The sequence below is a fragment of the Microcoleus sp. B6-A1 genome, from assembly GCF_036705085.1.
Taxonomy (GTDB): Bacteria; Cyanobacteriota; Cyanobacteriia; order Cyanobacteriales; family Microcoleaceae; genus Microcoleus.
This window is the reverse complement of sequence record NZ_JAUBTU010000021.1, coordinates 39184-52393: the sequence shown is the minus strand read 5'-3', so window position 1 is coordinate 52393 and position 13210 is coordinate 39184. Positions and strand designations below refer to the sequence as shown.

Genomic DNA, 13210 nt, shown 5'->3' with positions numbered 1-13210 from the left:
AAGATGTAGAATATAGCCTAGTGCAACAACCGCATAAAGGTAGGCTATGTCACAGGATGATGCTTCTCTCCCAAAGTCGGCAATTAGAGACAACCGCCGCCGGGGTACTGTGGGCGATTTTTTGAAAGCCAAGGTTGAGGAAAACTCAACCTTGTCAATTGTTTCTGCTTACTTTACAATTTATGCTTTTGATGCTTTGAAAGAACAACTTCTAAGTATTAAAAGCTTGAAATTTCTCTTTGGCGAACCGCGCTTCATCAAGTCACTTGATCCAAGTAAAACTGATAAAAAGGCTTTCCAAATTGAGGATGAGGGCTTGCAGCTACAGAATCGGTTGCAGCAAAAGCGGGTTGCAAAAGAATGTGCAGAATGGATTGAGAAAAAAGTACAGATACGGTCGGTAAAGCAATCTAATTTACTGCACGGCAAAATGTATCACATTGCTCATAACGGAAGTGAAAATGCTATTACGGGCAGTTCTAATTTTACCGTGCGGGGACTGGGATTAGGTAGGAAAAACAACAATATTGAACTCAATTTAGAAGTAGATAGCAAACGGGATACCCGCGACCTGAAAGCCTGGTTTGATGAACTCTGGAATGATGCCGAACTCATCGAAGATGTCAAACAAGATGTGCTGCTGTACCTAGAGCAACTTTACCAGAATAATACTCCTGAGTTTATCTACTACAAAACTCTGTTTCATATCTTCGAGACCTTCCTAGATGACCTAGAAAAAAGCGATATTCTCAGCGAACAGCTACACCTATTTGATACAGAAATCTGGAAATCTCTATTTGAATTTCAAAAAGACGGAGTTAAGGCAGCCCTCAATAAAATCCGACGATATAACGGGTGTATTATTGCTGACAGCGTTGGTTTAGGTAAAACATTTGAAGCTCTAGCGGTTATTAAATATTTTGAACGGCGGAATGAAAGAGTTTTGGTTCTGTGTCCCAAAAAACTCCGCGAGAATTGGACTGTATATCTAGCACAGAACAATAGCAAACTGAATCCTTTTCTTAAAGACGGCTTTAACTATGCAGTCCTGTCTCACACCGACTTGAGTCGTGACTCTGGTTCCTCTGGGAACATTGATTTAGCAACGATTAATTGGGGTGAATATGACTTGGTAGTTATTGACGAATCGCACAATTTTCGCAACAACATCAAGAGTAAACGGGACGAATCTGGCAATCTAATTAGAAAGAGCCGTTACGAAAGGCTGATGGATGACATTATCAAGAGCGGTGTCAAAACTAAGGTGCTACTGTTATCAGCAACTCCGGTTAACAATGATTTAAAGGATTTGCGGAATCAACTTTATTTTATCACAGAAGGTCGCGATGCTGCCTTTAGCGAATCGCTGGGAATTACCAGTCTGCGCGATACACTAGCTGATGCTCAGGGGAAATTTACCAAGTGGGCAAAGAAAAGTCGCGATCGCAAAACTAGCGAACTGCTGGAAGAACTAAGTTCTGCTTTTTTCAAACTGCTTGACCAATTGACGATCGCACGATCGCGCAAGCACATTCAAAAATACTATAAAGATGCGATCGCCCAGTTAGGCGGCTTTCCAGAACGCCTCAAACCCATCTCGGTATTTCCTGAGATTGACCTAAAGGGTGAGTTCATGTCCTACGAACAGCTTAACAGCGAAATTTCTAAATATCAACTCTCGCTATTCAACCCTTCAAAATATGTCCTGCAGCCATACCGTTCGGTGTATGAAAATAAAAGAGTGCAAAACTTCAAACAGAGCGATCGCGAACGTTCTCTGATCGGCATGATAAAGGTTAATTTTTTGAAACGCCTGGAAAGCTCGGTGAATTCCTTCGCTATCACAATGCAGCGGACTATTGACAAAATATCCGAGTTACAAAAACGACTCAAATCCTTCAGGAATTGGCAAGACGAAAACGCGGAAATTGATTTCAACTATTTAGAGTTCGAGGCAGAAGAAGACGAGGATTTACGAGCGGCGTGGGAGGTTGGCAAGCTAAAAGTTAAAATGGCGCACCTCGATGTCGAAACCTGGTTAAAAGACCTGAAAAACGACAAGGAACAGCTTAAAAAAATTTACAATTCTGCCCAAAGCATTTCTGTTGAACGCGATGCCAAGCTGGCTGAGTTAAAAGCACTGATCGCCCAGAAAGTCAAGCATCCTACAACTAACAAGCATGGCCAACCAAATCGCAAGGTTTTAGTCTTTACTGCTTTTGCAGATACGGCAGTTTATCTCTACGAAGGATTGCGGGAATGGGCACGAGTAGAATTGAAAATTAACTTAGCTTTGGTCACTGGGGGAGCGGCGGCAAATAAGACTACCTTTGGCAAAAACGAGTTCAATCACATCCTGACAAATTTTTCGCCTTTCGCCAAGAAACGCGCCCAAATTCCATCTATGCAGCAAGACGGTCAGATTGATTTATTAATTGCCACAGATTGTATTTCCGAAGGGCAAAATTTACAAGATTGTGATTATCTGATTAACTACGACATACACTGGAACCCAGTCCGGATTATCCAGCGGTTCGGTAGGTGCGATCGCATTGGCAGCCCCAACCACACCGTACAATTAATTAATTTTTGGCCGACAGAGGACTTGGATCGATACATCAATCTGAAAAATCGAGTAGAAGCACGGATGGCTTTAGCAGACATGGCTGGTACATTTGAAGATAACCTGCTGGAGGCTCTTGAGATTCAAGAACTGATTGAGAGTGATTTGAAATACCGCGACAAGCAGTTGCTGCGATTGAAAGACGAGGTGCTGGATATCGAAGATTTCACGGAGAGTGTAGCCCTAACCGAATTCACTCTCGATGATTTCCGAATGGAACTGGCCAAATACATTGAGAGCAACCGCAAACTACTCCAAGATGCCCCTTTAGGACTCTATGCAGTAGTTCCAACTAACTCGGAGTACCCGATAATTGCTCCGGGCGTAATTTTTTGCCTCAAACAAAAAGGCGATTGTCTTGATAATAAAACCGTCAACCCGCTGCAACCATATTTTTTAGTTTATATTCGAGAAAATAAGGAAGTGCGATTAACTTTTGCTCAACCCAAACAAATACTTGAAATATATCAGTTGCTGTGCGCGGGGTGTACTGTTCCCTATGAAGAGTTGTGCAACTTGTTCGATAGACAAACTAATAACGGATTTGATATGAGTTTGTATAACGATTTGCTTGAGCGGGCGGTTGATTCAATTGCAGGTATTTACAACAAGCGGCTCATCGGCCACCTGCTGTCTAGCCGCAGTGCTGTGTTGGTTGAGCAAGCGCATCAGATTAAAGCAACAACTGATTTTGAACTGATTACCTGGCTGGTGATTAAATGAGCGTCAGCGAACAACAAGCCAAAGCATCTATCAGTCAAGCTTTAAGTAGTTTTGTCAAGGGAAAACTTGCCGATAACGCCCGTAATTTCTTGTTTGCTCTTGGCTACCGCAGTGACAGAACGAGTCAATTTTCTCCCAATACTTCGGATAACTTTATTGCGAGTTTTGACATATATCAAGAGCTCAACTCCCAAAAAGCTCTCTTAGAGGAATGGCTGTCGGTCGATTTCCTCTTCCAGTTTACCGGAACAGAAATTGCAGATAATGACCAGTTTGTCGAATTTGATACTAGCAGCGGTGAGAGTGCCTTTTTTACTTCCTACTTGTTTTTCGCGATCGCACTGCGGAGGAGCGCGTACACTATCGAACAACTTGACGGGATTGTCCGCGAGATTAATAAAATTTTACGGATGCCGGCGATCGTTCTCTTTCAGCATGGAGAAACTCTGACTTTATCCATTATCAACCGTCGCCAACACAAACGCAATGAATCTAAAGATGTATTAGGAAAAGTCAAACATATTAAATATATCCAATTCGCCAGTCCGACAAACTCTCATTTAAAAATGCTGTTCAATATTTTTTTGACAGAGTTGCATGAGAATCACGGCTTTAGCAACTTTGACGAATTTCATGAAGCTTGGCATAAAACCATTCCTGACAGCATCAAATTTAAAGAAGACCGTATACCGCCAGATTCGCTTCGCGTTTATCTGCAAGAAATCGGTCGAATTCCCATGCTCAAAGCTGACGAAGAGATTGAACTAGCTCGAAAAATTGCTGAGTTAGAATTAGAGGGCAGCCGAAAAGCGAAAGACAAAATGGTAGAGTCTAACTTGCGGCTGGTAGTCTCAATTGCTAAAAAATATCAAAATAGAGGGCTGGATTTATTAGACTTGATTCAGGAGGGAAATCTCGGTTTAATCAAGGCTGTAGAAAAGTTCGATCGCACGATGGGAACCAGGTTTTCTACCCACGCATATTGGTCGATTCGTCAGGCAATTACGCGGGCTATTGCCGATCGATCGCGGACTATCCGCCTACCAGTTCACGTTTATGAAACTATCTCGAAGATTAATAAAACTACCAAGCAGCTTTCTCAAGAAATCGGCCACAAGCCTACCGAAGAAGAAATCGCGACTAAAATGGAGATAACAATTGCAAAATTGCGCTTTGTTGTTCAATCGGCTAAATCTATCATTTCCTTAGATACTAAAATGGGTGATGATGAAGACTATACATTGGGAGAGTTGATTGAATTCGATGGAGAAACACCAGAAGAAAAAGTATATAAAAATTTGTTATGCGAAGATTTAGAAAGCGTTTTAGATACTCTGGGCCCTCGACAACGTGACGTTATTCGGATGCGATTCGGATTGGATGATGGCCGGGAAAAAACTCTACAGGAAATCGGTAATATATTTGATGTTACCCGCGAACGGATTCGGCAAATTGAGGCTAAGGCTTTACTAAGATTGCGCCATCCCAACCGCAACAGTATTTTAAAAGAATGTATTCGCCCGACAGCAATTTACGAAACTCAGACAAAAAGACCGATCGCCAAACCGATGCAGCCCAGACAGTTCAACATTCCAGAAAACTTGTCTCGTAGCCATTGCGACACTTTCTTACAGGAGCCTGTAGGTGATAAAATAGTTGAGATAGCTAATATGACCGAACCATTAATTCCTTCTAACAATTTCATAGAAGAATCCAATATACAACAAACTATATTGGCTGAGACTTATCTGTCGAGTGCCGAGCGAAGTGAAAAAAATCTGAATTATGCAAATTTGAATGAGCATAATTTCCACATTGCGGAACAGACAGAAAATAACTTGAATGGAGTGATTAAACCGATGGAACACAATTCAGCAGACTTACTCAAACAACTCACCGCACTAGAAGATGTTTTTTCCCAACTGGAAGCACGGCTGTCAGAGGCGAGTGGAAAGTTGCTTTACCCTGGTATACCTATATGTCAAAAGCTGATTAAAGAACTTGACGAGTCCGGTAAAAACTTTATTCAGCTTCGCGACAAGGCGCTAGAACTGGCTGAATATTTGGCAGTATCGCCAATGCTGAAGGCTGAGGAAATTGGTTCTTTAGCAGATATCAAGTCTGTACTTGAGCGTGTGGATGTGGCCGAGAAGCAAAAAAGTGCGATCGCTCTTGTCCGCAACTCTGCTTTGAGGGTTATGGAACGAGTTTTAGCGATCGCCCATCGAGTAGAGAGCAATTTTCCGTCATTGCTGGAATGTCAGGAAAAAGCCCGCGAACTTCAACGCGCCATCTCCGAATCGCAGGAGTATGACTTGCATCCCGACACCCAACTCTTGGCTGACGGCAATCATCCTTTCTCCAAACTGCTAACACTAATTGCAGAATGGGAAGAAGCAGATGACGAGCGTTTGGCTTCCTTACAGGATGCCGTAGCAGAATCATTTGGAAAAACTCTGGCGATGGCAGCAGTGAGAGGAAAATTTATTATTCAGGCGGAAGCAATACCAGATTTACCTGCTATAGCTGTCGGAAATCACGAGGCTACGGGGCCAATCGGCGATATCCTGACGGCTAAGGCAAATATAAATATGCTGGTTCAGGGGCAATCGCTTCCTGAACCAGAGAAGGAGAAAGATGCCTTTAAAGACTTCTTTGAGAATAAGTACGCTGCGATCGAAAATGTGCTTGAGCATCCACAAAAAAAGCAAGAGCTAATTACAAACATTTCCAAAGGGAAAAGTATCGCAAAAATTCAGAGGCCGCAGGGAGCCAAAGCCCAAAAAGCCGCTGATATGCCCAAAACTTGCTTTGTAGCCAAGGGAAAGCATCAAGAAATCACAGAGAAAGATGTTCGCCAAATTATAAGCAACCTCGGTTTGAACATAGAATCTGTTAAAGTCAAAAAATGAGGACAATATACCTGGATTGACGTTAATGCTGAGCGGATATTTGACCAAAATCGCTGTCCTGTACCTGCCTATGGTTCAGCCGCGAACGACCATTAGTTAGAGGGAATTGGTCAAACCTGCCACAAGACTTGTATAGCAGATCTCTGACTTAAGATAGGCGATCGCCCGCCGCAGCTAAGTCTAAGCTAGAAATTGTTCGATCGACCTAATTGAGGAAAAAAAGATGAGTAGCGGTCACGCCAGCCATAAAGGTTCTTCCACAAAACCCAATACCAACACTAACGGTCAAATTACATCCCCTGACGACCAACCCGCTGACCCGCTAAATCAAGAAACATCCGGTTATCCGTTCCATAACGAAGCAATGGAAAATCCTGTTGCTACCGCGCGGCCCGACGAAGAGGCTGAGTCTGGCGAAGAACAGCAATAGTTATATCGATTAAATAGGCCTCGATATGCTATCTGCGACGCGGTTGATTAGATGTTTGATAAAAATCAGGTTTGTACTAATTAGATCTTGCACCTGTCCCTATACTCCGCCAGGGATTTCAATCTCTGGCGGAGTATTCGGTCAGGTTCAGTAGTACCTCATATCAAATCCGTTGACATCGGAATTATGCATCTCTCTCTTCTCTTTCTCTGTGTCCTCTGTGCCCTCTGTGGTTTAATCATTCCGATACAACCGGAATTGATATCACAGCTTCAGAACCAAGGACTAAAGCCCTTCCGACAAAACTATTTAACCTAAAATTTAAGTTAGGAATTATTGATAAATGAGCGAGATTAACCAACTATTTCAAAAAGACAAATTGCCGGAACTGGGGTTAGTCTGCATTACAACATCCAATGAAGTTCGCTTTCGCACTGTCACGCGGAAACGACTTTTACAGCTTTCGGAAACTGAACAAGAAACTGTATTGCTCGAGCTTTATACAGACAACTTAAAGCGGCTTGACAAAGCGATCGACTTCTGTTCTGCTAATCAGATTAAGCTCTACCGCATGACTTCTGCACTGTTCCCTTTTGCAGATACAGATTTGGGGGAAGCAGTGCTACACTCTATGACTGAGGAATTGTGGACTACGGGCGATCGCGCTCTTTCTTTAGGCATCCGCTTGGTACTCCACCCGGATCAATTTGTCGTCCTCAGTTCCGACAAGCCTGATGTCGTTGCCAACAGCATTAAAATTCTTGCGACTCATGCTTTAATTTTAGATATGTTGGGACAGCCCCGATCGCCCCAGGCACTGATGAACATTCACGGCGGCAAGGGCGATCGCACTTCGCAGCTCACATCAGTCATCCGTGACTTGCCAGAATCTATTCGATCGCGCTTAACCTTTGAAAATGACGAATACGCTTACAGTTCCTCGGAAATTTTAGAAGTTTGTCTCGATACCGGCGTACCAATGGTTTTTGACGCCCACCACCACGTCATTCACGAACATTTAGAAACTTACGACGATCCCAGCGTTGCCGAAATGCTCGCAGCAGCCCGCACAAGTTGGTCTGTTCCTGAATGGCAATTAGTACACATATCGAATGGCAGAGAATTTTTTGCCGATCCGCGCCACAGCGATTTAATTACAGAAATGCCTAATTGCTATTATCAGGCTCCTTGGATTGAAGTAGAAGCTAAATTTAAAGAATTAGCTATTGAAAAGTTGCGCGCCGAATGGTTGTCTGCGAATGTTCCACAATTTAGCACTGTCTCGTAGGGGCGGGTTTTACCAACCATCTTTGCCTAACACCAATAATCTCGAAAACCCGCCCCGCCCAACGGTAAATTGCAATCTACCTTTTTGTTAATACCAATTATAAATTATGTGTGGACGATACACTTTAACTACTTCAGGTCAAATCATCGCCGAATTCTTCAAACTGTCGGCAGTTCCCGACATCAAACCGCGATACAATATCGCCCCAACTCAATCAGTTGCCACAGTAACAGTTGAACCAGAAAAAATGCAGCGAGAGTTTCAATTTATGCGCTGGGGTTTGATTCCAAGTTGGGCAAAAGACATGAAAATAGGCAGTCGCATGATTAATGCGCGATCGGAAACTGTAGCCGAAAAACCTGCTTTTCGCAGCGCCATCAAGCACAGGCGATGTTTGATAGTCGCTGACGGTTTCTACGAATGGCAACAGGAGGGAAAGAACAAACAGCCTTACTATTTTCAAAAGGCAGACGGCGAACCTTTTGCTTTTGCCGGTTTGTGGGAAAATTGGGAATCTCCAGAAAAAGAAAACCTTGTATCTTGCAGTATAATTACTACCGCTGCTAACGAAACAGTGCAGCCGCTGCACGATCGAATGCCAGTGATTCTCCCCGACAGCGATTGGGAACAGTGGCTAGATCCTGCTGTTAAAAATGCTCAGGAAGTTTTGCCCTTGTTAAAGCCCTATGCTTCCGAAGCCATGAAAGCAAAAGCGGTAAGTGCGATCGTCAACAGTCCAACTAGAGACAGTCCCGAATGTATTAGCGATCGGCAATAAATCATTGCAGCGGACAAAACCGAGATAGTTTGAGTTATGATGTAAAATGATGTTTGAGTTGTAGCTTGGGTTTTCTAAAGATCAGTTTAACTCAGTTGTTATTTGCTCAAACATTTTTTAAATCTTAACATCAGTTAGAAGACAAAAAATATGATCGGATATGTTACACTGGGTACCAACGATATTGAAAGTGCAGCAAAGTTTTATGATGCTTTGCTTGCTGAAATAGGTGCTCGATGATTCATGGAATTCGACGGATTTATCGCATGGAGTGTTTCTCCCAATGGACCAGCACTTGCTATTACAAAGCCATTTGATGGTAACACAGCAACTGTTGGCAATGGAGTAATGATAGCTCTTCAAGTTGACAGTCCAGAAAAAGTCAACTTAGTTTATAACAAAGCGATCGAACTTGGGGCTCAGGATGAAGGACCAGCAGGGCCAAGAGGCGTGTTGCCGGGGTTTTATGCGGGATATTTTCGGGATCTTGATGGGAATAAGTTGAACGTGTTTTGTATGACTCAACCAAACACTTAATCTTTTTGTTTTTCCTGAAGGTCGCAGAAAAAAAGCTATGTCCGACCGTTAGCTATTAGTTATCAATCCATAAATAAGAGTTGATAACTAATAACTAAGGGCTAATGACTAATAACTAAATTAACTATCGTACATCCGCGCTTCAGCAGCCTCGGGATTTTCCTCGCAATACTCGTCAAAAGCCGTTTTTTCTAGCTTCATCGATCGCTGGTGAGAAGCCTCAGCCTGCATTTCTTCTACAATATCCCAGGCTACCGCGCACTCTCTAGAGGTAGCGCCTTTTTCGGCACAGATAGTTCTGGCATCTGCGATCGCCTGTTCGATTTCTTCGTCAAATAAAACACTCTTCGGCTTCTCAAGAAAATCGCTTTTTGTCAATATATCCGTGACCGAAATAATGCCCACTAGCTCGTCCTTAATCACCGGCGCCCGGCGGATGCGGGTATTCGCGAACAACCTAGCCACATATTCCACGCCCAAGTCGGGATTCACCGTGATGCACGGTTTGGTCATAATCTCGAAGACGCGGACTTTTTTCGGGTCTACTCCGTAGGCTGCTACTTTATAGACAATATCCGTTTCGGTCACAATGCCGTAGGCATCTTGTTCGTGGCGGCGTTCCACAATCAACGCGCGCAAACACAAATCGTTCATCATCGCCACCGCTTCAGCTACCGTTGCTGAACCGCGAATGGTAACAACATCTGTGGTCATAATATCTTGGGCTTTCATCATCATTTTTTATTCCTTCCCGCTGATAAAGTCTACTGCGTCCCGATTTGGAGCTGTCCATTTGATTTGTGATTATCATTAGGACTTACCCTCAGAAACCCGGTTTCTACCAAAATGTTTGGTTTAGTAACGATAAATTCCGGGTTAGCAACCAGGTTTCTGAGAAATCGTGCATCGCAAACTAATCATAAAACCTTTAACGGCACTCGGAATGACAAGTTGCCTGAAACAGCCCCTGGCTGCCCCGGAACCTCTGGAGTCCGCGATTTAGCGCTCAGACGGCAGGGCTGTTTCATTCTCTTGTAGGGGCCGTGCTACCCCTACTCCCCGTGCCGGCCCTCTTGGTCGGATCTTTGAGCTTGTTGGGAGCAGATTTTCCAGCCCCTGTATCAAAGAAGCAAAAGTTAACACAAACTAAGCAACTGCTTGCGCTCGCACAGATCCCCGCCTCTGATAAACTTGATGGCTGGGAGTGCAAAAGAGCACAAGGCACGCATCAGCAGTTGGGAGGATCTAGTTCGTGGACAATGTAATCGGTTTAGAGATTATCGAAGTAGTTGAGCAGGCAGCCATCGCCTCCGCTCGCTTGATGGGCAAAGGCGAGAAAGATGAAGCCGACAGAGTGGCTGTAGAAGCCATGCGGGAGCGCATGAACAAAATTCATATGCGCGGCCGCATCGTGATCGGTGAAGGCGAACGCGATGACGCACCCATGCTTTACATCGGCGAACAAGTAGGTATTTGTACCCGCGAAGATGCCAAAGATGTCTGCAACATAGATGAATTGATCGAAATTGACATCGCTGTTGACCCCTGCGAAGGTACTAACCTGGTAGCTTACGGTCAAAACGGTTCGATGGCAGTTTTGGCAATCTCTGAAAAAGGTGGTTTGTTTGCGGCACCGGATTTCTACATGAACAAATTGGCTGCTCCTGCGGCTGCTAAGAATCATGTAGATATTCGCAAAACGCCAACTCAAAACCTCAAAATTATCTCTGATTGTCTCGGCCGCAGTATTGAAGATTTGGTGGTGGTGGTCATGGATCGCCCCCGGCACAAAGATTTAATTAATGAAATTCGGCAAGCGGGTGCAAGAGTTCGGCTGATCAGCGACGGCGACGTTTCGGCAGCGATTTCTTGCGCGTTTTCTGGTTCCAACATCCACGCACTTATGGGTATTGGCGCTGCACCCGAAGGTGTGATTTCCGCAGCAGCAATGCGCTGCTTGGGCGGTCACTTCCAAGGGCAGTTAATTTACGATCCGGCTGTTGTAAAAACTGGTTTGATCGGTGAAAGCAAAGAGAGCAATATCGCTCGACTTAAAGACATGGGCATCACAGACCCTGACAAGATTTACAATGCTGAAGAGTTGGCATCTGGAGAAACAGTTCTGTTTGCAGCTTGCGGGATTACTCCCGGAACGCTGATGAATGGAGTTCGCTTCTTTGGCGGCGGCGCTCGCACTGAAAGTTTGGTAATTTCTTCTCAGTCGAAAACTGCTCGGTTTGTGGATACAATCCATATGTTTGACCAGCCGAAATCTCTGCAATTGAATTAGTGATTAGTTAGTGGTTAACAGTTAAATGTTAACAATTAACAGTTAACGGTTAACAGTCACCGATGATTAGCAATTAGCGATAAACTAAGAACTAATAACAGGTGACTGTTAACAACTAAGAAAGAAATAGTGACAAATCACAGATATGAATATTGCAGTCATAGGTCTCAGCCACAAAACAGCGCCGGTAGAAGTTCGCGAAAAACTGAGCATTCCAGAACAGAAAGTTGAAGCGGCGATCGCCCAATTGCGCGGCTACCCGCACATTCAAGAGGTTGCCATCCTCAGCACTTGCAACCGCTTAGAGATTTATATTGTTACCAGCGAGTCGGAGCCTGGTGTGCGAGAGGTTATTCAGTTCCTTTCAGAATGCAGTAAAGTTTATGTGCAGTCTTTGCGCCCTCACCTGTTTATTTTGCTGCACGAAGATGCGGTGATGCACTTGATGCGAGTGGCTTCTGGCCTCGACAGTTTGGTTCTCGGAGAAGGACAAATTTTGGCTCAGGTGAAACAAACTCACAAACTCGCCCAGCAGTACAAAGGTGTAGGCAGAATTTTAGAGCGCTTGTTCAAGCAAGCTCTCACAGCAGGGAAGCGAGTTCGCACGGAAACTAGCATCGGTACCGGTGCAGTTTCTATCAGTTCGGCGGCGGCAGAATTGGCTCAAATGAAGGGTCAGCATTTAGCAAGCAGCAAAATTGCGATTATCGGTGCTGGCAAAATGTCGCGGCTTTTGGTACAGCATTTGCTCTCAAAAGGAGCTAGCCATATTTCGATCGTTAACCGCTCTGTGCGGGGCGCTCTGGAGTTGGCCGGTCAGTTTAAAGATGCTGAATTGCACCTGTATCAGCTCTCGGAAATGATGCAGATAATTGCCAGTTCTGACTTGGTTTTTACCAGTACCGCAGCTACCGAGCCACTGTTAAATAAAGCTAAATTGGAAGCGGTTTTAGACCCGAATCGCCCTTTGATGTTGGTGGATATTTCTGTGCCACGCAACATTGACTCGGATGCGAACGAACTCGCTAATGTGCGATCGTTTAATGTGGACGACTTGAAAGCAGTGGTAGCTCAAAATCACGAAAGCCGCCGCAAAATGGCACTGGAAGCTCAGGGCTTGCTGGAACAGGAAGTAGAGGCTTTTGATCTCTGGTGGCGCAGCCTAGAAACTGTTCCTACTATTAGCTGTTTGCGGGATAAGATAGAATTGATTCGGGAACAAGAGTTAGAAAAAGCTTTATCGCGTCTTGGTTCGGAATTTTCGGAGAAACATCAAGATGTGATTGAATCTTTAACAAGGGGGATTGTGAATAAGATTTTGCACGATCCGATGGTACAGTTGCGCGCTCAGCAGGATATTGAGGCGCGGCGGCAAGCGATGCAAACTTTACAAACACTCTTTAATTTGGATGTGGATGTCAATCAGCAATATAGCTAGTTTGTCATTAGTCATTGGTTATTAGTCATTAGTCAGTTGACCCGAAAGCAGGAGTCATATTATGTCCGGTCAATTACCATGAATAAAAATGCCTCCAACCCTGGCGGCAAAAGCATCATTCGGGAGGGTAATTTGCTCGAACCTGATATCAGTTATAATTCAACCAATAACTAATGACTAATAACTAATGA

Annotated in this window: 8 protein-coding genes and 1 pseudogene; 8 read left to right on the top strand and 1 reads right to left on the bottom strand. The window is 44.2% G+C overall.

Features of this window, described 5'->3' with window-relative positions; all coding sequences use genetic code 11:
* Positions 1-46 precede the first annotated feature (46 nt).
* The 6 genes and pseudogenes from QUB11_RS10110 to QUB11_RS10085 all read left to right on the top strand — a co-directional run bounded on the left by QUB11_RS10110 (position 47) and on the right by QUB11_RS10085 (position 9291).
* Entirely contained in the window at positions 47-3346 is a 3300-nt protein-coding gene (locus tag QUB11_RS10110) for a helicase-related protein (protein WP_333390404.1), read from the top strand.
* Between the two features lie 653 nt (positions 3347-3999).
* Positions 4000-4866 (top strand): annotated as a pseudogene (locus QUB11_RS10105) (sigma-70 family RNA polymerase sigma factor); the annotation flags it as partial.
* Positions 4867-6481: 1615 nt separating this feature from the next.
* Positions 6482-6688 carry a hypothetical protein gene (locus QUB11_RS10100; RefSeq protein ID WP_172190898.1) on the top strand — a complete coding sequence of 69 codons (207 nt, stop codon included), beginning with the start codon at positions 6482-6484 and terminating at the stop codon, positions 6686-6688.
* Positions 6689-7031: 343 nt separating this feature from the next.
* Complete coding sequence (gene uvsE / locus QUB11_RS10095) at positions 7032-7976, top strand: UV DNA damage repair endonuclease UvsE (protein WP_333202586.1); 945 nt, start codon at positions 7032-7034, stop codon at positions 7974-7976.
* Positions 7977-8082: 106 nt separating this feature from the next.
* Complete coding sequence (locus tag QUB11_RS10090; RefSeq protein ID WP_333202584.1) at positions 8083-8754, top strand: SOS response-associated peptidase; 672 nt, start codon at positions 8083-8085, stop codon at positions 8752-8754.
* A gap of 243 nt (positions 8755-8997) precedes the next feature.
* Positions 8998-9291 (top strand): VOC family protein, encoded by a 294-nt coding sequence (locus QUB11_RS10085; RefSeq protein WP_333202582.1) that lies wholly within the window; start codon positions 8998-9000, stop codon positions 9289-9291.
* 120 nt (positions 9292-9411) lie between these two features.
* On the opposite strand, the gene QUB11_RS10080 is transcribed toward QUB11_RS10085, so the two are convergent.
* Positions 9412-10029 (bottom strand): CP12 domain-containing protein, encoded by a 618-nt coding sequence (locus QUB11_RS10080; RefSeq protein WP_333202580.1) that lies wholly within the window; start codon positions 10027-10029, stop codon positions 9412-9414.
* 514 nt (positions 10030-10543) lie between these two features.
* Between QUB11_RS10080 and glpX the strand changes: the two genes are divergently transcribed.
* Positions 10544-11581, top strand: coding sequence for a class II fructose-bisphosphatase (gene glpX, locus QUB11_RS10075; RefSeq protein ID WP_333202578.1), 1038 nt, complete (start codon positions 10544-10546; stop codon positions 11579-11581).
* Between the two features lie 145 nt (positions 11582-11726).
* Positions 11727-13019, top strand: coding sequence for a glutamyl-tRNA reductase (locus tag QUB11_RS10070; RefSeq protein ID WP_333202576.1), 1293 nt, complete (start codon positions 11727-11729; stop codon positions 13017-13019).
* Positions 13020-13210 lie beyond the last annotated feature (191 nt).